Genomic DNA, 23,631 nt, shown 5'->3' with positions numbered 1-23,631 from the left:
GCGGCACTGAGGCGAACTGCACAGCGGCGGCGGGCTGAACCATCGTTATATTCCCTGGGTGACTACCGAGACCGGGATCAACATCCACAGCACGGCGGGCAAGCTGGCGGACCTGGAGCGACGGGTCGACGAGGCGGTGCACGCCGGTTCGGCGCGCGCGGTCGAGAAGCAGCACGCCAGGGGCAAGAAGACCGCCCGGGAACGGATCGAGCTGCTGCTCGACACCGGGTCCTTCGTGGAACTGGACGAGCTGGCCCGGCACCGGTCCACCAACTTCGGCATGGAGCGGACCCGCCCGTACGGCGACGGTGTGATCACCGGCTACGGCACCATCGAGGGCCGGCAGGTCTGCGTCTTCGCCCAGGACTTCACCGTCTTCGGCGGCTCCCTCGGCGAGGTCTTCGGCGAGAAGATCGTCAAGGTGATGGACCTGGCCATGAAGATCGGCTGCCCGGTCATCGGCATCAACGACTCCGGCGGAGCGCGGATCCAGGAGGGCGTCGCCTCCCTCGGCCTGTACGGCGAGATCTTCTTCCGCAACGTACGGGCCAGCGGCGTCATCCCGCAGATCTCGCTGATCATGGGTCCCTGCGCGGGCGGCGCGGTCTACTCCCCGGCGGTCACCGACTTCACCGTGATGGTCGACCAGACCTCGCACATGTTCATCACCGGCCCGGACGTCATCAAGACCGTCACCGGCGAGGACGTCGCGATGGAGGAGCTGGGCGGGGCCCGTACCCACAACTCGCGCAGCGGCAACGCGCACTACCTCGCCGCCGACGAGGACGACGCGATCGAGTACGTCAAGGCGCTGCTGTCGTACCTGCCGTCGAACAACCTCGACGAGCCGGTCGTGTACGACGCCCCCGCCGACCTCGACATCTCCGACTCCGACCGGGAGCTGGACACGCTCATCCCCGACTCGGCCAACCAGCCGTACGACATGCACCGGGTGATCGAGCACGTCCTCGACGACGGTGAGTTCCTGGAGGTCCAGCCCCTCTACGCACAGAACCTGATCGTCGGCTACGGCCGGGTCGAGGGCCGCCCGGTGGGTGTGGTCGCCAACCAGCCGATGCACTTCGCCGGCACCCTGGACATCGCCGCCAGCGAGAAGGCGGCCCGCTTCGTCCGCACCTGCGACGCCTTCAACATCCCGGTGCTGACCTTCGTGGACGTTCCCGGTTTCCTGCCCGGCACCGGGCAGGAGTGGGACGGCATCATCCGCCGTGGCGCGAAGCTCATCTACGCGTACGCCGAGGCCACCGTCCCGAAGGTCACCGTCATCACCCGCAAGGCGTACGGCGGGGCGTACGACGTGATGGGCTCCAAGCACCTCGGGGCGGACCTGAACTTCGCCTGGCCGACCGCGCAGATCGCGGTGATGGGCGCGCAGGGCGCGGTGAACATCCTCTACCGGCAGGAGCTGGCCGCCGCCGAGGACCCGGCCGCCGTCCGGGCCGAGAAGGTCGCCGAGTACGAGGACACCCTGGCCAACCCGTACATCGCCGCCGAGCGCGGGTACGTCGACAGCGTCATCCCGCCGCACGAGACCCGTACCCAGATCGTCCGGGCGCTGCGGGTGCTGCGGACCAAGCGGGAGACCCTGCCGCCGAAGAAGCACGGCAACATCCCCCTGTAGCGGCGGGCGGACGACGTCCCCGCGTCCGCCGCGGTCGCGGGGACATCGCCGTCAGCAGCCCGGGTTGGCCGCGTCGCACATCCGCGCGGCGGCGACTCCGGCAAGCCGACGCAGCTCCTGCTCGTCGCCGTCGGTCCACAACGACACGACGGTGACCAGGTCACCGACCCGGACGATGGCCTGGGTCGACCGGACCGGAGCGCTCCGCGACGCGGTCGCGCTCCCGTCCTCAACCGGCGGGTACACGGTCTGCCGCAACAGCACCGCCTCGTCACCGGTGAACGCCCGCGCCGTCACCTCCCACCGGTGCCGCACCACGGCGGCCGTCCACCCCGTCGGGGCGGGCTCCACGGGCGTGGTCCACTGGGCACACACCCGCACCCACCGGTCGACGTCAACCAGGAAACGGGAGGCCGTCTCGGGGCGGAGCCGGTAGAGGTTCTGCGTCAGGTACAGGCCGTTCCTCGCCCCGGTCCGGCTGGACGCCAACTGCACGCTCTGCGACCGGGAGTACCGGGAGACCGTCCAGCCCGTCCAGTTGTCTCGTTCGCGCAGGCACCTGCCGAGGGCGCCGTCGAGGACGACCGGTTCCGCGAGGCCGGACTCGGTCAGCGGCGGTGCGGTCCGCCTGCGCAGGTCGCCCGGTCGCAGAAGGACATCCAGCGGGATCTCCGCCCGGGGCGGGGCCGGCGACACCGCGAGCGACGCCGCCACCGCCGGGGTCACGGTCGGCTGCCGTGGCGACGGCGGCCCGGACACCGCGAGGCCGGCGGCCGACGCCACCACGAGCACGGCCGTCGCCGACATCAGCACGGCACGTCGGGACCGCCGCCGGGCCCGGGCCCGCAGCTGCGCCGGTTCGGCCCACTGGACGGCCGCCAACTCCCGGCGCATCCGCTCCACGAGGTCCAGGTCCTCGGACATCAGGCCTCCCCCAGGTCGGTGACGGCGAGCAGCCCGGCCAGCGCGGCCCGCCCTCGGGAGAGCCGGGCCTTGACCGTGCCGACCGGCGCCTCGGTCTCCCGGGCCACCTCGGCCACGGGCATGCCCAGCAGGTAGTACAGGGCGAGCGCCGTACGCTGCTCCTCGGGGAGCCGGCGCAGCGCGGCGACCACCGCGACGGTGTCGGTGCTGGGGCCCGGCACGCTCTCCGACGCCCCGTGCCGCAGGTACGCCTTCGTCCGGCTGCGCAGGCTCCGCCAACGGCTGACCGCGATCCGGCTCGCCACCACCCGCACCCACGCCTCCGGGTCGTCGTACCCGCGCACCGTCGACCAGCGCTGCCAGGCCCGCACGTACGCCTCCTGCACGGCGTCCTGGGCCTCGGCCAGGTTGCCGGTGAGCACGTAGACGAAGCCGAGCAACCGTTGTCGGCTGCCCCGGTAGAACTCGTCGAACCCGTCGACGTCCGGCACCCTGCTACCTCCCCCGTGGCGATCGCAGTGGACACGCCTGGCGGGCCCCGTCCGGTTGCCGGGAATCTCGTGCGCGTCGCCGGCCTCTCGGGGCGGGGCGCCGGCTCAGGGGACGAGGCCGGCCTCGGTGAGGATCGGGCCGGCCAGCAACGCCGCCCCGATCGCCAGCGCCCCGAGGTTCACCAGGCCGAAGACGGCGACCCAGAACAGCGCCGGGAACGGGGTGAGGCGGGCCAACTGGTCGGCGTCGGACTCGGGCATCCGGCCCCGGCTGCGCACCCGTCGCAGCTCGACGACCGGCCGTACGCCGGCGAGCAGCAGGAACCAGACCGAGGTCCAGGCGAACGCGGCCTGGGTCTGCGGGGAGGCGTACCAGGAGACGGCGAGCACGACACCGCCGGTGACCAGCAGGGAGAGCACCCCGTACACGTTGCGGATCATCACGAGCATGGCCAGCAGCAGCACCACCGTGATCCAGAGCAGCAGGGTGATCCGGTTGCCGCCGAGCAGCCACGCACCGACGAGTCCGACCAGCGACGGCGCGACGTACCCGGCGAGCAGGGTGGCGATCATGCCGGGGCCGGTGGGACGTCCGGCCGAGAGGGTGAGGCCGGAGGTGTCCGAGTGCAGCCGGATGCCGTGCAGCCGGCGGCCGGTGAGCAGCGCCGCCAGGGCGTGCCCGCCCTCGTGGGCGATGGTCACCGCGTTGCGGGCGACCCGCCAGGGCAGCCGGGCGGACACGACCGCCAGGGCCACCAGGGCGGTGATCAGTACGAGCAGCGGCGGGGGATCAGGTTGGGCGCTGAGGAGCCTGTCCCAGAGGTCGCCCAGCCCGTCGATCGACACCATGGGCGGGGAGCCTACCGCGCTGAGCTGTGCCGCCGGCCGGCATGACCTCGTTCGTGTGAAGCTGAGCAGGTGGCGAACGTGCTCCAAGCAAACGCCATCAGCTGGTGTCTCGCCTGCTGGCCAACCGCATCGCCCGCGGCCGACGGCCTGCTGGTGTTCGGGGCGGTGAACGTCCGTCCCGGGCCGAACCGGATCGCGATTCCCGAGTGGTGGTGGCCGACACCGACGACGAGGGCACCGCGGTCGAGGCCGGCGAGGTCGCGCTGGTCTGTGAGATCGTGTCGCCCGACGACGCCGCCGCCGACCGGTGCGCTCACCGAACCGATCAGCCCCCGGACCAGCGTCCGCGATGCCCGTTCAGGCCTGCCGCCGGGTGACCACCGGCACGGCGTCCGCACGGCTCAGGGCAGGATGCCGGGCGAGCCGCCAGGCGGCGACCCCGGTGGCGGTGACCGCCACGACGGCGACCAGCGCGGCCGGTCCCGACAATCCGGCGCTGACCATTAGCAGGATGATGTCGGCGAGCAGCACCAGCGTCCACAGCGCGATCCGGGGACGGTGATTCCCACGTCGGCGTCCCATGTCGCACCTCCCTCCGTCGTCGGAGAACAGGTACCCCGCCCGGCGGAGAGTCATGCGAGTGGGATTCGCGGTGGTCAGTTCTTCCGGTCGGGTTGGAACCCCTTGACGATCTGGTCGAAGGTGGCGAGCTGGGCCTGCCAGTCCTTCTCCGCGACCTCCCACCGGATGGCGTACCCACGGTTGCTGGCGGTGACGAACCCTCGGTTGCGGACGTGGATGCGGGTGTTGTCCCGGGTTTCCCGCCACTCCCAGTCGGCACAGGTTCGGTACCACTCGCAGGACTTGATGCTGACGAACTGGTAGTTCCGGACGAGCCTCTTCCGGTTCGGTTCCTGGGATCGCCAGTCCGCCTCCGCGTCCGGCTGCGGGTCGCTCGTCCACTGCACGATCATCTCGCCGACGCCGTTGCGCTGGAAGAAGACGACCAGGTCCGAACCCGTCCGAGCGACCTGCCAGCCGGGCGGGACCGGGATGGTGAAGGTCGGCCCGCGGTGCAGGGTCCAACCGGCCGGCAGCGCGTCCGGGTCGGTGGACGGGGAAGCCGACGGGGTCGGGCTGGGCGCGGCGCTGGTCGCCGGCGGCGGGGCGGCAGCCGAGGTGGGCGCGGGCGCGGCCGACGAGGTGGCGGCGCCGGTCGGGCCGGCCTGCTCGTTGTCGGGGTCGTCGCGGCTGGTCAACACGGGCACCAGCCCCGCGAGGCCGAGCAGCAGCACCAGCACCGCCGCGCCGATCAGCAGGTTGCGCTTGCGCTGCCCGCGCTTCGTCCCGTCGTACATCGGACCGGGATCGCGCCCGGCGGGCGGCGCGGGGCTCACCGGAGCCGCCAGCACGGCCGTGGGATCGGCAGGGGGTGGGGCCCCGGCCTCGCCGGTCGGCTCGGCGGCCGGCTTCGGTGGGTCGACCTTCGCGGCGGGCTTCGGGTCGTCGATCTTCGCGGTCGGCGCGGCGTCCGAGGACGCCGGCACCTTGGCGGTCGCGTCGTCCGGGGCGGCCGTCCCGGTCCTGCCCGAGTCCGGGCCGGTCTCACCCGAGTCCGTGGCGGCCTTGCCGACGGCCGCGGCGGCGGTCTTCGCGGTACGCGGGGCGGGCGGCGTCGGCGTCGGCTCGGACTTCCCCCCGGGTCGCGGCGCCGGCACCAGGGGCGGGCGCGGCTCACGTGGACCGTTCGGCCCGGGCCGGCGTACGCCGTCGAGCAACGAGATGGTCTTGGCGCGCTTGCCGGCGGCCCGGCGCAGCAGGCGCTCGGCCACCTCGGCGGTGATCCGGTCCTTCGGGTCCTTGCGGAGCAGGCCCTGTAGCACCGGCTTGAGCGGGCCGGCGTTCTTCGGCGGCGGCAGCGGCTCGGTGGCCAGCGCCGCCAGCGTGGCGATCGCCGACGGCCGGGCGTACGGCGACTTCCCCTCGACCGCCGCGTACAGCGTCGCGCCCAGCGACCACAGGTCGGCCTCCGGCCCGGCGGTGCCGTCGCGGGCCCGTTCCGGCGCGATGTACGCAGGCGAGCCGAGCACCATGCCGGTGCGGGTCACGTTCGGGTCGCCGGGGATGGTCGCCAGACCGAAATCGGTCAGCACCACCCGGCCGTCGTCGCCGAGCAGCACATTGCCCGGCTTGACGTCCCGGTGCATCACGCCGGCCTTGTGCGCCGCCTTCAGCGCGCCCAGCACACCCAGGCCGATCGCCACCGCGCGGGCCGGCGGCACCGGGCCGTCCTCGGCGAGAGTGTCCTGTAGGGACTTGGACGCGACGTACTCCATCACGATCCACGGGTCGCCGTCGGTGCGCAGCACGTCGAAGATGCGGACCACGTTGATGTGGTTGAGCCGGGCGATGGCCCGGGCCTCCCGCAGCGACCGCTCCCGCATCTCGCGGCGCTCGTCGCTGGTCAGGCTGGGCGGCGGGACGAGTTCCTTGATCGCCACATCCCGGTGCAGCACCTCGTCCCGCGCCTTCCACACCCGACCCATGCCACCTTGACCGAGCGGCGAGATGAGCCGGTAACGGTCAGCGACGAGTTGGGAAGGCGCGTCAGACATCGCTGAGACGGTACCCGGCGTCGACAACACGCACACCGCCGGCACGCCACTGTGCGGCGCAGGTCAACTTCACGACGCGTACGCTGACCGCATGTCTGCCGAAGAGCCACTGTTCCGGGTCGTCCGGGGAATCCCGACCGCCGAGGAACTGGCCGCGCTGGTGGGCGTGGTCGTCGCCCGGTCCCGGCCGGCCGCCGTGCCCGCCCCGCCGACCAGCTCCGCCTGGGCCCGCAGCGCCCGCGCGGCCGCCGCGAACACCGTCGCCGGTCCCGGCGCGTGGCGCGCCTCCGGCCTGCCCCGCTGACTTCTCTCGGGTAAACGGTCCGATTGGTGACTCCCCGTGGGGGCTGCCGAGATCGCGGACAGCGATTAACCTCACTCTGGGGAACGGGGCCGTGACGGGTAGGGAGGATCGATGATCCCTGAGGAGGACCGCCCAGCTTCCTGGCTGCGCGGCTACGGTGGCATCGAGGCCGACATCCGCCAGATGCGCGAGTTCGCCGACCGGCTCCAGGCCGAGGTCGAACGCAACTACGCGCCACACTTGTCCTACATCGCCGACGACATGACCGCTGCGATTCCGGACCCGTGCGACGCGTTCATCGAGCTGGTGCAGTTCCTGCGGGCGCACCACGAGACCCAGCAGGCCACCGCCGAGTTGGTGTGGGGCCTCGGCGGGGCCACCGGCCACCTCGCCTCGGCCGCCGGCGACATCGCCAGCCGGTACGAGGGCACGGACGCCTTCGCCGCCGCCAGGGTCGGCGACGTGCAGGCGGCACTCGCCCGCCCGTACGCCGCCGGGCCGGATCCCCGCCTCCGGCTGGTCGATCCGAACAGCCCGGGGAACGGTGGGCCGGTGGTGCTGCCGTGATCGAACGGGGCGGCGGCCGGACGTCCGGCCTCACCGACTGGCACCTCATGGACGTGCTCAGCATGTGGGCGTGCCTTCAGGACCACGACACCCAGGGGCACTGGAAACAGGTGACCGGCTGGCGCAAGATCTGCGACCTCGCGATGGCCCACCTGCGGCGGCTGCACGAGTACCGCCGTGGCCTGGCCGAGGCGTGGCCGCCCGAGACCAGCCCCGCCGCCCGCGCGTACCTGGCCGAACTGGACCAGCTCATCGAGAAGGTACGACGTACCCACGACACCGCCGCCGCCAACCACGACGCGCTCGCCGCAGCCACCCGCGCCATCGACAGCGCCCGTCCGGGGCTGAAGAAGCTCTACGAGCAGTACGCGTCGAAGCTGGCGCAGAAACGGTCGTACGAGGCGATGATCGCCGACCCGAAGGCGCTGGCCGGCAACCGGACGACAACGCCGCCGGTGACCGACGGGGAGTTGGAGCAGCTCAACGGCCAAGCCCGAGGGATCATGGCGGGGTTGAGCGGCGAACTCCAGCAGGCCCAGGTCATGCTCCAGAAACCTCCGGTGGTGCAATCCCGAAAGCCAATCCATGAGGGCGATCCGGATGTCTACGCTCTCGGATCCTCCGACGTTCCCGTAATTCCACCTATTGTTCCTATTCCGATGGCCACCTCCACCCGAGCATCTGTCAAAACCCGGGTGCCCTCGGCAACGACAACCATGCCAGCACCAACCGCCCCAACTGCCGGGCCGGTACTCGGCGGAGTCGGACCAGGGCTTGCCCCATCCCCCACAAGTAACACGCTGACCGGCACCACCACTCCCACGGCCAGTGGGCCAACGCCAAGCGCCGGCCCCCCTCTCCTGCCAGGTACACCTGGCGCAACCAACGGTAAGGGCTCATTCAGAGCATCACCAGGAAGCAACGGGGCCGCCACTCATCCGACTAGTGGCCAGCCGAGCCGATCCCAGCACAACATCTCGTCTAAAGCGATGCCACCTGGTGGCCTGATAGGCGGAACACCCGGAATGGGACTGGGTCCGCCCAGCGGAATGGCGCAGCCGCGACGGGTAAACCCGATCGGCGGCATGATTGGAGGCGGCGCCGCCGGCACCTCTCCCACTGGCGGTGCCGGCTCTCGACCAGGGGGCGGACGTTTAAGCCCACTGAACGGCACCCATGGAATCTCCCCTCTGGGCGGCAGCCCGGGCACCTCCGGCGTTAATAGCCTTGGAGCAACGCCACACACCCGCCCACAAAGCCGCAATGGCAACGAGAAGGACCGTCGTTGGGATCCAGACGGCCCTTGGAAGACAGACGAAGGGGTGAAGCCGGTAGTCATGCCACCGGAGGACGATGGCCTCACTGATCCAGGCCCGGCTATTGGCTTGGATCGGTGAGAGGGACCTTACGGCAAATCGCCAGTCTTCTTGGCGTTGCCCTGACATCGAGCACCCTAAGCATTAACCCATCATTGGGATCGTATCATCCGAGCGGCGCAGACAGGATTCGCAACGACCAATGGCACCTTAAGTTTCTCAACATCACTGAAGCACATAAGATATCCCAGGGCCTTGGCGTAGTGGTAGCAATCCCAGACACCGGGGTAGCTCCGCACCCCGACCTAGAAAACAATCTTCTTGCAGGTACAGATATCATCCCTGGCGGAAATGGCGACGGTCGACGAGACATCAACAGCCATGGCACATCAATGGCGGGGATAGTTGCAGCTCATGGCCAACCAAACAGTCGCGGCGCTCTCGGAATCGCCCCCAAGGCGAAGGTTCTCCCGATTTACAGCTCGCCCCCACACGGGGAGGGAAGCCCAGAGAACCTAGCTGCGGCCATCGACTACGCAGTCTCCCGGGAAGTAGGGATTATTAGTGTGTCTTCGGCCGGCGGTAGCACCCCTGAGCTAGTTCGATCCGTGCGCAGGGCAATCGCCTCCGATATTGTGGTTGTTTCTGGAGCAGGAAATCTGCCAAGGGATCGCTCGGTTGGTTATCCAGCAAGCGAAACAGGAGTGATCGCAGTGAGCGGACTAGATAGGTTCGGTCATCGAGCTACGATATCGACGACTGGCCCCGAGGTAGACATAGCAGCTCCGGCTGTTGACATCTTCAGTACGAGCTACGATGCCAAATATTCGAGGGCAACGGGCACTTCGGATGCCACTGCCATTGTTGCCGGGGCTGCAGCGCTGATCCGCTCCCGGTACCCTCACCTGCCCGCCGCTGAGGTCGCGCATCGGCTCACCGCGACAGCTGTCGACAAGGGCCCACCCGGGCGGGACGACGAGTACGGCTATGGCGTCATCGACATCGTGGCGGCGCTCACCGCAGACGTCCCTCCGCTGGGCTTCGAGTCGTCGGCGGTCACTCCACCGTCCACAGACTCCCCGGCTGTGGGGGCCCCTGAGGCAGGCGACGACGGCTCGACCGCTCGTGGGCTCGTCACGCTCGGCGTGCTCGTCGCAGCAGGTGGCGGCTACTGGGTTTGGCGTCGGCGTCGACGTGCCGATGACCCGCCGCCCCGGATCAGCCGGTAGCGTCGGCTTCGTGCCGAACTCCCTGACGTTGCGTCTCGTTCTCGCGTCCCAGAGTCCTGCCCGCCGCAAGCTCCTACAGGCCGCCGGTATCGAACCGGAGGTGCTGGTCAGCGGCGTCGACGAGTCCCAGGTGGTCAGCGACCGGGCCGAAGAGTTGTGCCTGGAGCTGGCCCGGTTGAAGGCACAGGCGGTGCTCGGCCGGCTACGTCCGCTCCCTGAGGAGCGCACGCTGGTGCTGGGCTGTGATTCCGTGTTGGAGTTCGACGGGGAGATCCTGGGCAAGCCGACGGACGCGGCCGACGCGACGGACCGGTGGCGACGGATGCGGGGGCGCAGCGGGGTGCTGCACACCGGTCACTGCCTGATCGACCTCACGCGGGACTCCCGGGCGGAGGCGGTCGCGTCGACGGTCGTGCACTTCGCGGACGTCACCGACGACGAGATCACCGCGTACGTGGCGACGGGGGAGCCACTGGCGGTGGCGGGCGCGTTCACCATCGACGGACTGGGCGGGGCGTTCCTGACCGGGATCGAGGGTGATGCGGGGACCGTGGTGGGTCTTTCGCTGCCGCTGCTGCGCCGCCTGCTCAGGGAACTGGAGATCGGCATCACCGAACTCTGGTCCAAGGCCGCGCCGGGCGGCCAGGACATCGAGCGCCTCGGCTAACGTCCGGTCATGACCACCAAGCCGCTACCGCTGACCCCGGAGCTACACGCCTACCTCGTCGCGCACGGTTCCGCGCCGGACGGGATCGTCCGCGATCTGGCCGAGGAGACCCTGGCCGCCCTACCCGACGACGCGGTGATGCAGGTGGCGCCGGAGCAGGCCGCGTTCCTCACCTTTCTCACCCGGGTCCTCGGCGTACGGCGGGCGGTGGAGGTGGGCACCTTCACCGGCCTGTCCTCGCTGGCGATCGCCCGCGGCCTGCCCGAGGACGGTCGGTTGACCTGCTTCGACATCTCGGAGGAGTACACCGGCATCGCCCGGCGGTACTGGAAGCGGGCGGGCGTCGCGGACCGGATCGAACTGCGCATCGGCCCCGCCGGAGAAACACTGCGGGAGTTGCCCCTGGAGCGGCACCTGGACTTCGCCTTCATCGACGCCGACAAGACCGGCTACCCGATCTACTGGGACGAGCTGGTACCCCGGATGAGGCCGGGCGGAGTGATCGCGGTGGACAACACGCTGCGGGACGGTCGGGTGCTGGCCCCGCGTGACGCCGGCGACCGGGCGATCGCCGCCTTCAACGACCAGGTGTTGGCCGACGTCCGCGTCGAGACGGTGATGCTGCCGATCGCCGACGGCGTCACGCTGGCCCGGGTTCTCTGATCCACTCCGGTTGCGCCATGGCGGGCTGACCGCCATGGCGCAACCGCCGTATGGCGCAACCGGAGTCGGTCATCGCCGGGCCGGAGGGTGGAGGCGCCTCGTCAGCGGACGGTGCGGGCGAACTGTCGCGCGGCCCAGAAGACGCCGGCGGCGGCGAGCACCGCGATGATGGCCAGCCCCTGCCAGACCTTGTCGTTGCCGAGGTCACCGGCGAACAGCGCCCGGGTGCCGTCGACCGCCCAGGAGAACGGGTTCCACTCGGCGACGCCCTGGAGCCAGCCCGGGGCGAAGGTGAGCGGCAGCAGGATGCCGGAGAGCAGCAGCACCGGCTGGGCGACGGTGTTCATCAGCGGGGCGAGTGCGTCCTCGCTCTTGACCTTGAGGGCGACGCCGTAGGAGACGGCCGAGGTCATCAGCGCGATCAGGGCCAGCATCAGGTACGCCAGCAGCAGGTCGCCGATGAAGACCCGCAGGTCGAACAGGAACGCCAGCAGGGTGATGATGACGGCCTGCGCGATCAGCGAGACGACGTCGCGCAGGGACCGGCCGAGCAGCAGGGCGAGCCGGCTGACCGGGGTGACCCGGGACCGTTCGATGACCCCGGCGCGCAGTTCGGCGATCAGGCCGAAGCCCTGGAAGAGTCCGCCGAAGATGGCCAACAGCACCAGCAGGCCGGGGACGAAGATCTTGTACGCCTCCGCCTGGGTGGGGGCGTTCAGTGCGGGCTTGAGCAGTGGGGCGAAGAGCAGCAGGTACATCACCGGCTGGAAGACACCGACGAGGACCCAGACCGGGTTGCGCAGCAGCAGTTGGAACTGGCGCTGGAAGATGAGCCAGGTGTCGCGGGCGAGTTTCATCGTGAGGTCTCCGGTTGGTCAGGACTCGCGCAGCGAGCGGCCGGTCTTGGTGAGGAAGACGTCGTCGAGGCTGGGCCGGTGCAGCTCGATGGAGGCCAGCGGCAGCCCGGCGGCGTCGACGCGGCGCAGGATCCGCGGGATGGCGACGGCCCCGTCGTCGACGTGGAGGCGCAGGCCGCCCTCGTCGACGGTCTCCAGCTTCGTGACGTACTCCTCGCTGTCGAGCAGTTGGGCGGCCTGCGGGGTGGCTGCCAGGTCGAGGCCGACCAGCACGACGTCGCCGGAGATCTCGCGCTTCAGCCCGGCCGGGGTGCCCTCGGCGACCACCTCGCCATGGTCCATGATCGCGATCCGGTCGCAGAGCGCGTCGGCCTCGTCGAGGTAGTGGGTGGTGATGAAGACGGTCATCCCCTCGATACGCAGCCGGCGGATCTCGTCCCACATGTGCGCGCGGCTCTGCGGGTCGAGGCCGGTGGTCGGCTCGTCCAGGAAGACGATCTTCGGTTCGTGGATGATGCCGAGAGCGATCTCCACACGTCGCCGCTGACCGCCGGAGTAGGTCTTGCACTTGCGGTCGGCGTACTCGGTGAGCTGGAAGGCGGCCAGGGCCCGTTCGGCACGGCGGTGCGCGTCGGCCTTGCGGATGCCGTACATCCGGGCCTGGAGGACCAGTTCCTCGCGGGCGGTGGATTCTTCCCAGGTGCTGCCGCCCTGGGCGACGTAGCCGATTCGCCGACGTACCTCGGCCGGATCCTCACGCAGGTCGGCCCCGGCGATGGTGGCCTCGCCGCCGTCCGGCTCGATCAGCGTGGCGAGCATCCGCAGGGTGGTGGTCTTGCCGGCGCCGTTGGGCCCGAGGAACCCGAAGATCTCCCCTTCGGTGACCTTCAGGTCCACCCCGCGTACGGCGTCGACGGTCTTCGTCTCCCGACCCTGTCGGGAGCGGAACGATTTCCGCAGCCCTCTGGTCTCGATCATTTCTGCTCCTGGTCGTCCAGGGCCGGGCGCACCGACCCTCCCCCGGGCACGACGCCGGACGGCGCGTTCCCCCGTGCTGTGCGGCAGCAGGCTAACGCGATATAACTCTTCTGGTCAACATTGAATATTACGCGCCCTCGTCCCGTGGCGGCAGCCGTTCCCGCCAACCCGACCATCCCGGCGCGCGCTCCAGCCCCGCGGGCAGGTACGACACCCCGGAGTCGAGCCGCTCGGCGACCCGCTCGCACCAGGCGATCTCCACCTCTGCCCGGTCCGACCAGAGTTCGAACATCCAGGCCACGTGCACCGGCCTGGCCTCCCGCATCCAATCCGACTGCAACGAGGCCCGCATCCACTCGACCCCCGCCCGCAGTTGGGTGGCCCGGTTGCGCAACGCGGCCGACGCCTCCTCGGGCGGCATCGCCGGCAGAAAGGAGAAGGCCGCCGCGAACGGGTCGGGCACCTCGTGCAGCCGCCACCAGAAACCGCGCAGCAGCGTCTCGAACTCGTCCTCACCCTTCGGCGTGACCTCGTACGTGGTGCGGGCCGGCCGGGCCCCGACCTGCTCGGTGGCCACCTCCCGCAGCAGCCCCTCCTCGGCGAGCTTGCGCAGCGCGTGGTAGATCGACCCGGGCTGGACGTTGGCCCACTTGTCGGCGTTCCAGCTGAGCAGTTCCCGGCGCACGTCGTAGCCGTGCACGGGCTGCATCCAGCGGACCAGACCGAGAATCATCATCCGAGTCGCAGACATCAGACAAGCTTAATAAACAAGTTTGACTACAGGGCGGGCAGACAGTGCGGCATCCCACACTGATCGATCGTTAGGGCTTCTGGCACGGCCGATACACTCCCGGTCAACGACCTCCCGGGAGGAGCCCCCAAGGTGCGCAAGGTACTCATCGCCAACCGCGGCGAGATCGCCGTCCGCGTGATCCGCGCCTGCCGCGACGCCGGCCTGGGCAGCGTCGCCGTCTACGCGGACTCCGACCGGGACGCCCTGCACACCACCCTCGCCGACGAGGCGTACGCCCTGGGCGGCGACACCGCCGCCGACAGCTACCTGCGGATCGACAAGCTCATCGACATCGCCGGCAGGTCCGGCGCGGACGCCGTCCACCCCGGTTACGGGTTCCTCTCGGAGAACGCCGACTTCGCCCAGGCGGTGATCGACGCCGGGCTGACCTGGATCGGGCCCACCCCGCAGGCCATCCGCGACCTCGGCGACAAGGTGACCGCCCGGCACATCGCGCAGCGTGCCGGCGCGCCCCTGGTCCCCGGCACCCCGGACCCGGTCGGCAACGCCGACGAGGTGATCGCCTTCGCCGTCGACCACGGCCTGCCGGTCGCCATCAAGGCCGCCTTCGGCGGCGGCGGGCGCGGCCTCAAGGTGGCCCGCACCATGGAGGAGATCCCACACCTGTTCGACTCGGCCACCCGCGAGGCGGTCGCCGCGTTCGGCCGGGGCGAGTGCTTCGTCGAGCGGTACCTGGACAAGCCCCGGCACGTCGAGGCACAGGTCCTGGCCGACCAGCACGGCAACGTGATCGTGGTCGGCACCCGGGACTGCTCCTTGCAGCGCCGCCACCAGAAGCTGGTCGAGGAGGCCCCCGCGCCGTTCCTCACCGACGCCCAACGCGCGCAGATCCACGACAGCGCCAAGGCCATCTGCCGGGAGGCCGGCTACCACGGCGCCGGCACCGTCGAGTACCTGGTGGGCGCCGACGGCACCATCTCCTTCCTGGAGGTGAACACCCGACTCCAGGTGGAGCACCCGGTCACCGAGGAGACCGCCGGCATCGACCTGGTCCGTGAGCAGTTCCGCATCGCCGACGGGGAGAAACTGCGCTTCACCGAGGACCCGACGCCGCGCGGGCACGCCATCGAGTTCCGGATCAACGGCGAGGACCCCGGCCGCAACTTCCTGCCCGCCCCGGGCACCATCACCGCGCTGCGGCTGCCGACCGGGCCGGGCGTCCGGGTCGACACCGGCGTCTCGGCCGGCGACGTCATCGGCGGCAACTTCGACTCGCTGCTGGCCAAGGTGGTCATCACCGGCGAGACGCGGATCGAGGCGATCGAGCGGGCCCGCCGCGCGCTGGACGAGATGGTCGTCGAGGGCATGGCCACCGCGCTGCCGTTCCACCGCCTGGTCGTCCGGGACTCCGCGTTCACCGCCGAGCCGTTCACCGTGCACACCCGGTGGATCGAGACCGAGTTCGACAACACGGTGCCGGTCTTCACCGCGCCCGCCGCCGTCGGCGCGACTCCGGTCGAGCGCGAGACCGTCGTGGTCGAGGTGGGCGGCAAGCGGCTGGAGGTGAGCCTCCCGGCCGGTCTCGGCGCGGGTACGGCCTCGGCCGCGCCCGCCGCCCGCAGGCCGGCCCGCCGGGGCGGTGGCGCCAAGGCCGGTGCCACGGTCAGCGGCGACGCGCTGGCGTCCCCGATGCAGGGCACCATCGTCAAGATCGCTGTGGCCGACGGGGACACCGTCGCCGAGGGCGACCTGGTGGTGGTACTGGAGGCGATGAAGATGGAGCAACCGCTGTACGCGCACAAGGCCGGTACGGTCAGCGGCCTCGCCGCCGAGGTCGGCGCGGTGATCACGGCCGGCGCGGCCATCTGCGCCATCGCCTGAACCGCCTTCCCCGGGCCGGACGCGGGGCCGGGGCCGGGTGGTTTCGACCACCAGCGGCGGCAGGACCGGCCGCGAGCGGGAATGATGGCCTGGTGCGGTTCCTTCACGGCGCGGTTCCCGCGCACGACCTGACCTACAACGACGTCTTCATGGCGCCGGCCCGCTCCGAGGTGGGCTCGCGGCTCGACGTCGACCTGGCCACCAGCGACGGTACCGGCACCACGATTCCCCTGGTGGTGTCGAACATGACCGCCGTCTCCGGCCGGCGGATGGCCGAGACGGTAGCCCGGCGCGGTGCGATCGCGGTGATCCCGCAGGACATCCCGATCGAGGTGGTGGCCAACGTGGTCGCCTGGGTGAAGCGGCGGCACCTGGTCCACGACACCCCGATCACGCTCGGTCCCACCGACACCGTCGGCGACGCGATCCACCTGCTGCCGAAGCGGTCCCACGGCGCGGTGATCGTGGTGGACGAGGCGGGCCGGCCGGTCGGGGTGGTCACCGAGGCGGACACCGTCGGGGTGGACCGCTTCGCCCAGCTCCGGCACGTGATGTCGACCGAGCTGCACACCGTGCCGGCGGACGCCGATCCGCGTACCGGTTTCGACCGGCTCTCGGCTGGCCGGCGCCGGCTGGCCCCCGTGGTGGACGACGACGGCCGCCTGGTCGGGGTGCTGACCCGGCAGGGCGCGCTGCGCGCCACCCTCTACAAGCCGGCCGTCGACGACCGGGGCCGGCTGCGGATCGCCGCCGCCGTGGGCATCAACGGCGACGTCACCGGCAAGGCCGAGGCGCTGCTGGCGGCCGGGGTGGACACGCTGGTGGTGGACACCGCGCACGGCCACCAGGAGCGGATGATCTCCGCGCTGCGGGCGGTCCGCAAGCTCGACCCGGCCGTCCCGGTGGCCGCGGGCAACGTGGTCACCGCGGAGGGGGTACGCGACCTGGTGGAGGCGGGGGCCGACATCGTCAAGGTGGGTGTCGGGCCGGGTGCGATGTGCACCACCCGGATGATGACCGGTGTCGGCCGGCCGCAGTTCTCCGCCGTGCTGGACTGCGCGGCGGCGGCCCGGGCCCTGGGCCGGCACGTCTGGGCCGACGGCGGGGTACGGCACCCGCGCGACGTGGCGCTGGCGCTGGCGGCCGGGGCGTCGAACGTGATGATCGGTTCCTGGTTCGCCGGCACCTACGAATCCCCGGGCGACCTGTACACCGAGCCGGACGGGCGGCGCTACAAGGAGAGCTTCGGCATGGCCTCGGCCCGCGCGGTCAGCGCGCGTACCGCCGACGACAGCGCGTTCGACCGGGCCCGTAAGGCGATCTTCGAGGAGGGCATCTCCTCCGCCCGGATGTACCTGGACCCGACCCGTCCCGGGGTGGAGGACCTGATCGACGAGATCATCTCCGGGGTGCGCAGCGCGTTCACCTACGCGGGCGCCCGCAACCTCGACGAGTTCCACGAGCGTGCCCTGGTCGGCGTCCAGAGCACCGCCGGCTACACCGAGGGGATGCCCCTGCCCACCAGTTGGTGACCGGTCCCGACCAGGCCGTCCGATTCCGGCAGCCGGCCCCGGACCCGGGTGACGCGCCACCGTAAATTAGTTTGGCCCCTTATCGTTTGGGGCTAACCTACAACCGTGCAGATGGAACCACCGGCCCACCGGCCGGACGCGTTGCGCCAGGCGCCGACGGCACGACTCGTCTCGGTCGCGGGCCACCTCCTGGACCAGCACTGGGGGCGCTACCTGGCCGAACACCACGGCCTCACCCCGGCCGGGATGCGGGTGCTGTTCATCCTGGCCCGCACGGAGGACGCCACCCACCGGGAGGTCGCCGAGCACTGCTTCGTCCGGCCGGCCACCCTCACCGGAATCGTCGACACGCTGGAACGCGACGGTTTCGTCGTCCGCCGCCGGGACACCACGGACCGCCGCTCGGTGCAGCTCGCCCTGACCGACAAGGGGCGCGAACACCTGCGGCGGCTCACCGACCTGATCCACAGCGACAACCCGCTCACCGCCGTCGACGCCGATCCGGCGAAGAAGGCGGTGATCCGGGAGTTCCTGACCGAGTTGATCATGGCCATGTCCGACGGGGAGGACAGCAGGTTGAACCCACGAGTGCAGGATCCGGACGGGACGACGCCGGGGGGCGGCCGGTGCTGACCCGCCTGCTGCGCGACTTCCTGAAGCCGTACCACCGGCCGCTGCTGGCGGTGGTGCTGTTCCAGTTCGTCGGCACGATGGCCTCGCTCTACCTGCCGAGCCTCAACGCCGACATCATCGACCTGGGCGTGGCCCGGGGCGACACCGACTACATCCTGCGGACCGGCGGCTGGATGCTGCTGGTCAGCCTGGTGCAGATCGTCTGCTCGGTGGCGGCCGTCTACTTCGGCGCACACACCGCGACGGCCTTCGGGCGGGACGTACGGGCCGAGATCTTCGGGCAGGTCAACCGGTTCTCCGCCCGCGAGGTGGCCCGCTTCGGCGCACCCTCGCTGATCACCCGCAACACCAACGACGTGCAGCAGGTGCAGATGCTCGTGCTGATGAGCTGCACCATGCTGGTCGCCGCGCCGATCATGAGCGTCGGCGGCGTGGTGATGGCGCTGCGGGAGGACGTGGGGCTCTCCTGGCTGCTGCTGGTCAGCGTACCGGTGCTGGCGATCGCGCTGGGGCTGGTCATCCGGCGGATGGTGCCGGGCTTCCGGCTGATGCAGACCCGGATCGACACGGTCAACCGGGTGCTGCGCGAGCAGATCACCGGCATCCGGGTGGTCCGCGCGTTCGTCCGCGAGCCGTACGAGACGGACCGCTTCGCGGTGGCCAACACCGACCTGACGGCGACCGCCCTGCGGGTCGGCCGCCTCCAGGCACTGATCTTCCCGATCGTGATGCTGATCCTCAACGTCTCCAGCGTCGCGGTCCTCTGGTTCGGCGCGGCCCGGGTGGACGCCGGCCAGATCCAGGTCGGCGCGCTGACCGCGTTCCTGCAGTACCTGATGCAGATCCTGATGGCCGTCATGATGGCGACCTTCATGCTGATGATGGTGCCGCGCGCGGCGGTCTGCGCCGAGCGGATCGTCGAGGTGCTGGACACCGACTCCTCGGTGGTGCCCCCGGCCAGGCCGGTGACCCGGGTCGAGCGCCGGGGCGAGCTGGAACTGCGGGACGTCTCCTTCCAGTACCCGGGGGCCAGCGCGCCGGTGCTGCGCGGCATCTCGTTCCGCGCCACGCCCGGTCGGACCACCGCGATCGTCGGCGCCACCGGCGCCGGCAAGACCACCCTGCTCAGCCTGATCCCGCGCCTGGTCGACCCGACAGCCGGCGCGGTGCTGGTGGACGGGGTGGACGTCCGTGAGCTGGCCCCCGACGAGCTGTGGCGGCGGATCGGGCTGGTGCCGCAGCGGCCGTACCTGTTCACCGGCACGGTCGCCAGCAACCTGCGGTACGGCAACCCGGACGCCACCGACCCGGAACTGTGGGCGGCGCTGGAGACCGCCCAGGCCCGCGAGTTCGTCGCGCAGATGCCCGGCGGCCTGGCCGCCCCGATCGCGCAGGGCGGCACGAACGTCTCCGGTGGGCAGCGGCAGCGGCTCGCCATCGCCCGCGCACTGGTCCGCAGGCCGGAGATCTACCTGTTCGACGACTCGTTCTCGGCGCTCGACCTCGGCACCGACGCCCGGTTGCGGGCGGCGCTGCGGCCGGTCACCGCGGACGCGGCGGTGGTGATCGTGGCCCAACGGGTCTCCACGATCGTCGACGCCGACCAGATCATCGTGCTAGAGGACGGGGGCGTCGTCGGAATGGGACGACACGAGGAACTGCTGGACACCTGCCCGACGTACGCCGAGATCGTGGCGTCCCAGCAGACGGCGGAGGTGACGGCATGAGCACCGTACCCGAGCAGAAGACGGCCACGGCGGCGCAGACGCCGAAGCGGCTGCCGCCGGGCCGGGGCAGCGGCGGCCCGCCGTGGATGGGCGCCGGCATGCCGGCGGAGAGATCGCTGAACTTCGGGCCGTCCACCCGCCGGCTGCTGGGCCGGCTACGACCGCACCGGCTGCACCTGGCGGCGATCGTCGGCCTGGCGGTGGCCAGCGTCGCCGCCACCGTGACCGGCCCGAAGATCCTCGGCCACGCCACCGACATCATCTTCGCCGGGGTGATCGGGCGGCAACTGCCTCCCGGAAGCACGGTCGAGCAGGCGGTGGCGGGAGCCCGGGCCGCGGGCAACGAGAACTTCGCCGACATGCTGGCCCGGATGGACGTGGTGCCCGGCGTGGGCATCGACTTCACCGCGTTGGGCCGCACGCTGGCCCTCGCCGTCGTGCTCTACCTGGGCGCGAGCCTGCTGATGTGGTGGCAGGGCTGGCTGCTCAACGGGGTCGTTCAGGCCACCGTGCTGCGGCTGCGCGCCGAGGTGGAGGAGAAGCTGCACCGGCTGCCGCTGCCCTACTTCGACCGGCAGCCCCGCGGCGAACTGCTCAGCCGGGTCACCAACGACATCGACAACATCTCGCAGACCCTCTCGCAGACCCTGAGCCAGCTGCTCACCTCGCTGCTCACCGTGGTCGGCGTCCTGGTGATGATGTTCTGGATCTCGCCGCTGCTGGCCCTGGTCGCCCTGGTGGCGGTGCCGTTGTCGGTGGTGGTGACCGCACAGATCGCCAAGCGGTCGCAGCGCAGGTTCATCGCCCAGTGGACCCACACCGGCGAGCTGAACGGCCAGGTCGAGGAGGCGTTCACCGGCCACGAGCTGGTGAAGGTCTTCGGGCGGCAACATGAGGTGGAGGCGGCCTTCCACGCCAAGAACGAGGAGCTGTTCCGGGCCAGCTTCGGCGCGCAGTTCATCTCCGGGATCATCATGCCGGCGATGTTCTTCATCGGGAACCTCAGCTACGTGGCGATCGCCGTGGTCGGCGGGCTGCGGGTGGCGTCCGGCTCGATGAGCCTCGGCGACGTGCAGGCGTTCATCCAGTACTCCCGGCAGTTCACCCAGCCGCTCACCCAGGTCGCGTCGATGGCCAACCTGCTCCAGTCCGGTGTCGCGTCGGCGGAGCGGGTGTTCGCGGTGCTCGACGCCGAGGAGCAGAGTCCCGACCCGGAGCCGCCTGCCCGGGTCACCGACCCGCGCGGCCGGGTCGAGTTCGCGCACGTCTCCTTCCGGTACGACCCGGACAAGCCGCTGATCGAGGACCTGTCGTTGGTCGCCGAGCCCGGCCACACCGTGGCGATCGTCGGTCCCACCGGGGCCGGCAAGACCACCCTGGTCAACCTGATCCTGCGCTTCTACGAGCTGGACGCCGGTCGGATCACCCTCGACGGGGTGGACGTCACCACGCTGCGCCGGGACGACCTGCGTGGCCGGGTCGGCATGGTGCTGCAGGACGCCTGGCTGTTCGGCGGCACGATCCGGGACAACATCGCCTACGGGCGGCCCGACGCGACGGAGGAGGAGATCCTCGCCGCCGCCCGCGCCACCTTCGTGGACCGGTTCGTCCGCAGCCTGCCCGACGGGTACGACACCGTGATCGACGAGGAGGGCAGCAACGTCAGCGCCGGCGAGAAGCAGCTCATCACCATCGCCCGGGCGTTCCTGGCCGAGCCGTCGCTGCTCATCCTCGACGAGGCGACCAGCTCGGTGGACACCCGTACCGAGGTGCTGCTCCAGCGGGCGATGGCGGCGCTGCGCTCGGAACGGACCAGCTTCGTCATCGCGCACCGGCTATCCACGATCCGCGACGCCGACCTGATCCTGATGATGGAGAACGGCCGGATCGTCGAGCAGGGCACCCACGAGGAGCTGCTCGCCGCGCAGGGCGCCTACCACCGGCTGTACCGGTCGCAGTTCACCGGCGCTCCGGTGGACGGGGAGGAGACGGTGACGGCGTCCAGGACCGGTGACGGCTCGGGGAGATCAGCCCGGTCTCGTACGCGATGATGACCAGTTGCGCCCGGTCGCGTGCGTGCAACTTGGTGAGCAGGCGACCCACGTGGGTCTTCACCGTGGCCATGCTCAGGACCAGCCGCTCGGCGATCTCGGTGTTGGACAGACCGTAGGCGACCAACGTGAGCACCTCACGCTCCCGGTCGGTGACCCCGGCCAACTGACGGGCCAACGGGCGGTCAGGCGCCGGACGGCGGGCGAACTCCGCGATGAGCCGGCGGGTCACCGTCGGCGCGAGCAGCCCGTCACCCCCGGCAACCACCGAGATCGCCGTCAGCAGATCGGCCGGCGGCGTGTCCTTGAGCAGAAAACCGCTGGCGCCCGCGCGCAACGCCCCGTAAACGTACTCGTCCAGGTCGAAGGTGGTCAGGATCAGCACGCGGGTCGACGCGGTCCGGTGGTCAGCACAGATCTGCCGGGTCGCCTCGATGCCGTCCATCTCCGGCATGCGTACGTCCATGAGCACCACGTCCGGCAGGTGCTGGCGAGCCAGGGTGACCGCCTCCGCGCCGGTGCCCGCCTCCGCGACGGCCGTCAGCCCGGGAACCGAGTCGACCAGCACGCGGAAGCTGCCCCGCAGCAACGCCTGGTCGTCGGCGATCAGGACGCGGATCATCGCACCGTCGCGTACGGGAGCCTGCCGGCCACCCGGAAGCCGCCCTCCGGGCACGGACCGGCACTGAGCTCGCCACGGTACATGCCGACCCGCTCGCGCATCCCGATCAGCCCGTGGCCGCCGGAGCGCGCACGGCTGCCACGCCGTCCGTCGTCGGTCACCTCGATGCGAACCTCTCCCGACTCCACCGTCACGGTGACGCGGCATCGGGCGGGTGCCGCGTGTCTCACCACGTTGGTCAGGGCTTCCTGCACGATCCGGAAGACCGACAGGCCGACACCCGCCGGCAGGTCGTCGTCGCCTGTCACGGTCATCTCCACGTCGACGCCGCCGGCCGCCGCCTGGTCGGCCAGCGTGGCGAGGTCACGCAGGCCGGGCGTGGGCGCGTACGACGGGTCGTCTCGCAGCACCCCCAACGTCCGGCGCAACTCCGCCAGCGCCCCACGGCTGGTCGTCTCGATGACGCGCAGCGCCTCGCGGGCCTCGGCCGGGCTGGTCTCCGCGACGTGGTTGCCGACCGCGGCCTTCACCGCGATGAGGCTCATGCTGTGGGACACGATGTCGTGCATCTCGCGGGCGATGCGCAGCCGCTCGTCGCTGACCGCCCGGTGGGTCAACTGTTCCGCGGTCTGCGCGGCGTAGGTCCGGCGTTCCCGAGCGGCCCGTCCGAGCAGCCACGCCATGCCCGTCAGCATGACCACGAAGGCGACGGTCGCGGCGCTCGCGGCACTGCCGGCCTCGGTGACCGGGATTCCCACCAGCAGCACCAACGTCCCCGCGAGGCAGGCGATCAGGGCCGGCACGGACCGGCGGCGGGGACGCGCGGCCCCGACCGTGTAGAGCGCGCAGGCGAGCGCCAGAAACGGTGGCACCGCCGCGTAGTCGGGGATGACGCCGGAGAGCAGCACGACGGCGGACGAGACGAAGACCACGCCGAGCACGGTCAGGGGCCAGATCCGTCGCACCGCGACCGGCCCGCCGACCAACGCGGCCGCGGACACGGAGATCCAGACCGGTTCTCGTACGCCGACGGTCAACGGAACCTCGGCCGCCGCGTACGCGCAGAGCGCGAACAGCGACAGTGCCAGTAGTACGTCGACGGCGATCAGGTCGGCGGTACGTAGCCGGCGGGACAGCAGCCGGCGAGGCACGATCGAGGTCACGCCGCCGACGGTATCCGCCCGTCGCGTCGGCGGCGTCCACCCGTGGCCGATCATCCTCCGGCATGATGCCGCCGCACCGAGCAACCCCCCGGTACGCCCCTGGTTCGAGCACCGAATGCCGGCTGGGGGTCGATGTGCGCGGGTCCGGACGACGGCATCGTGACCA

Annotated in this window: 22 protein-coding genes; 12 read left to right on the top strand and 10 right to left on the bottom strand. The window is 70.9% G+C overall.

The window, feature by feature from the left end; genetic code table 11:
• Positions 1–58 precede the first annotated feature (58 nt).
• Positions 59–1,642: an acyl-CoA carboxylase subunit beta gene (locus tag E1165_RS09915; RefSeq protein ID WP_132389949.1), complete on the top strand. Its 1,584-nt coding sequence runs from the start codon at positions 59–61 to the stop codon at positions 1,640–1,642.
• A gap of 51 nt (positions 1,643–1,693) precedes the next feature.
• Here E1165_RS09915 and E1165_RS09910 read toward each other — a convergent pair whose 3' ends face one another.
• The 5 genes from E1165_RS09910 to E1165_RS09885 form a co-directional block, all read right to left on the bottom strand.
• Entirely contained in the window at positions 1,694–2,566 is an 873-nt protein-coding gene (locus E1165_RS09910; RefSeq protein ID WP_132389947.1) for a hypothetical protein, read from the bottom strand.
• Entirely contained in the window at positions 2,566–3,057 is a 492-nt protein-coding gene (locus E1165_RS09905; RefSeq protein WP_132389945.1) for a SigE family RNA polymerase sigma factor, read from the bottom strand. The genes E1165_RS09910 and E1165_RS09905 overlap by 1 nt, the downstream gene beginning before the upstream one ends.
• A 105-nt stretch (positions 3,058–3,162) precedes the next feature.
• The gene (locus E1165_RS09900; protein ID WP_132389943.1) at positions 3,163–3,906 is read right to left on the bottom strand and encodes a M50 family metallopeptidase; all 744 of its coding nucleotides are present in this window, start codon (positions 3,904–3,906) and stop codon (positions 3,163–3,165) included.
• Between the two features lie 357 nt (positions 3,907–4,263).
• Entirely contained in the window at positions 4,264–4,488 is a 225-nt protein-coding gene (locus tag E1165_RS09890) for a hypothetical protein (protein ID WP_132389941.1), read from the bottom strand.
• Positions 4,489–4,562: 74 nt separating this feature from the next.
• Complete coding sequence (locus tag E1165_RS09885; RefSeq protein ID WP_132389939.1) at positions 4,563–6,521, bottom strand: serine/threonine-protein kinase; 1,959 nt, start codon at positions 6,519–6,521, stop codon at positions 4,563–4,565.
• A gap of 91 nt (positions 6,522–6,612) precedes the next feature.
• On the opposite strand from E1165_RS09885, the gene E1165_RS09880 reads away from it, so the two are divergent.
• The 6 genes from E1165_RS09880 to E1165_RS09855 all read left to right on the top strand — a co-directional run bounded on the left by E1165_RS09880 (position 6,613) and on the right by E1165_RS09855 (position 11,267).
• Positions 6,613–6,825 carry an acyl-CoA carboxylase subunit epsilon gene (locus E1165_RS09880; protein WP_132389937.1) on the top strand — a complete coding sequence of 71 codons (213 nt, stop codon included), beginning with the start codon at positions 6,613–6,615 and terminating at the stop codon, positions 6,823–6,825.
• Between the two features lie 111 nt (positions 6,826–6,936).
• Positions 6,937–7,392, top strand: a complete 456-nt coding sequence (locus E1165_RS09875; RefSeq protein ID WP_132389935.1) for a hypothetical protein — start codon at positions 6,937–6,939, stop codon at positions 7,390–7,392.
• On the top strand, positions 7,389–8,789 hold the full coding sequence (locus E1165_RS09870) for a hypothetical protein (protein WP_243704683.1): 1,401 nt from the start codon (positions 7,389–7,391) through the stop codon (positions 8,787–8,789). The genes E1165_RS09875 and E1165_RS09870 overlap by 4 nt, the downstream gene beginning before the upstream one ends.
• Positions 8,786–9,937, top strand: a complete 1,152-nt coding sequence (locus tag E1165_RS09865; RefSeq protein ID WP_371687320.1) for a S8 family serine peptidase — start codon at positions 8,786–8,788, stop codon at positions 9,935–9,937. The genes E1165_RS09870 and E1165_RS09865 overlap by 4 nt, the downstream gene beginning before the upstream one ends.
• A 10-nt stretch (positions 9,938–9,947) precedes the next feature.
• Positions 9,948–10,604 carry a nucleoside triphosphate pyrophosphatase gene (locus E1165_RS09860; RefSeq protein WP_132389933.1) on the top strand — a complete coding sequence of 219 codons (657 nt, stop codon included), beginning with the start codon at positions 9,948–9,950 and terminating at the stop codon, positions 10,602–10,604.
• Positions 10,605–10,613: 9 nt separating this feature from the next.
• Entirely contained in the window at positions 10,614–11,267 is a 654-nt protein-coding gene (locus tag E1165_RS09855) for an O-methyltransferase (RefSeq protein ID WP_132389931.1), read from the top strand.
• A gap of 101 nt (positions 11,268–11,368) precedes the next feature.
• Here the strand turns inward: E1165_RS09855 and E1165_RS09850 are convergent, their stop codons facing one another.
• The 3 genes from E1165_RS09850 to E1165_RS09840 all read right to left on the bottom strand — a co-directional run bounded on the left by E1165_RS09850 (position 11,369) and on the right by E1165_RS09840 (position 13,853).
• Positions 11,369–12,124, bottom strand: coding sequence for an ABC transporter permease (locus E1165_RS09850; protein WP_132389929.1), 756 nt, complete (start codon positions 12,122–12,124; stop codon positions 11,369–11,371).
• An 18-nt stretch (positions 12,125–12,142) separates the two neighbouring features.
• Positions 12,143–13,102 (bottom strand): ATP-binding cassette domain-containing protein, encoded by a 960-nt coding sequence (locus tag E1165_RS09845; protein ID WP_132389927.1) that lies wholly within the window; start codon positions 13,100–13,102, stop codon positions 12,143–12,145.
• Between the two features lie 127 nt (positions 13,103–13,229).
• Positions 13,230–13,853 (bottom strand): PadR family transcriptional regulator, encoded by a 624-nt coding sequence (locus tag E1165_RS09840; RefSeq protein ID WP_243704682.1) that lies wholly within the window; start codon positions 13,851–13,853, stop codon positions 13,230–13,232.
• A 132-nt stretch (positions 13,854–13,985) separates the two neighbouring features.
• Between E1165_RS09840 and E1165_RS09835 the strand changes: the two genes are divergently transcribed.
• The 5 genes from E1165_RS09835 to E1165_RS09815 all read left to right on the top strand — a co-directional run bounded on the left by E1165_RS09835 (position 13,986) and on the right by E1165_RS09815 (position 21,680).
• On the top strand, positions 13,986–15,737 hold the full coding sequence (locus E1165_RS09835; RefSeq protein WP_132389925.1) for a biotin carboxylase N-terminal domain-containing protein: 1,752 nt from the start codon (positions 13,986–13,988) through the stop codon (positions 15,735–15,737).
• Between the two features lie 92 nt (positions 15,738–15,829).
• A complete protein-coding gene (locus E1165_RS09830; RefSeq protein WP_132389923.1) occupies positions 15,830–17,269 on the top strand; it encodes a GuaB1 family IMP dehydrogenase-related protein in 1,440 nt (479 codons plus the stop codon).
• 111 nt (positions 17,270–17,380) lie between these two features.
• A complete protein-coding gene (locus tag E1165_RS09825) occupies positions 17,381–17,902 on the top strand; it encodes a MarR family winged helix-turn-helix transcriptional regulator (protein ID WP_132389965.1) in 522 nt (173 codons plus the stop codon).
• Positions 17,896–19,629 (top strand): ABC transporter ATP-binding protein, encoded by a 1,734-nt coding sequence (locus E1165_RS09820; protein ID WP_132389921.1) that lies wholly within the window; start codon positions 17,896–17,898, stop codon positions 19,627–19,629. Before E1165_RS09825 ends, E1165_RS09820 begins: the two co-directional genes overlap by 7 nt.
• Positions 19,626–21,680 carry an ABC transporter ATP-binding protein gene (locus E1165_RS09815; protein ID WP_132389919.1) on the top strand — a complete coding sequence of 685 codons (2,055 nt, stop codon included), beginning with the start codon at positions 19,626–19,628 and terminating at the stop codon, positions 21,678–21,680. Before E1165_RS09820 ends, E1165_RS09815 begins: the two co-directional genes overlap by 4 nt.
• Here E1165_RS09815 and E1165_RS09810 read toward each other — a convergent pair.
• Together E1165_RS09810 and E1165_RS09805 are read right to left on the bottom strand one after the other, a co-directional pair.
• Positions 21,589–22,302 (bottom strand): response regulator transcription factor, encoded by a 714-nt coding sequence (locus E1165_RS09810; protein ID WP_132389917.1) that lies wholly within the window; start codon positions 22,300–22,302, stop codon positions 21,589–21,591. The genes E1165_RS09815 and E1165_RS09810 overlap by 92 nt on opposite strands.
• A complete protein-coding gene (locus tag E1165_RS09805; protein ID WP_243704681.1) occupies positions 22,299–23,465 on the bottom strand; it encodes a sensor histidine kinase in 1,167 nt (388 codons plus the stop codon). Before E1165_RS09805 ends, E1165_RS09810 begins: the two co-directional genes overlap by 4 nt.
• Positions 23,466–23,631: the final 166 nt, after the last annotated feature.

The sequence above is a fragment of the Micromonospora sp. KC723 genome (genome assembly GCF_004348595.1).
Taxonomy (GTDB): Bacteria; Actinomycetota; Actinomycetes; order Mycobacteriales; family Micromonosporaceae; genus Micromonospora.
This window is presented reverse-complemented; position numbering and strand designations above follow the sequence as displayed.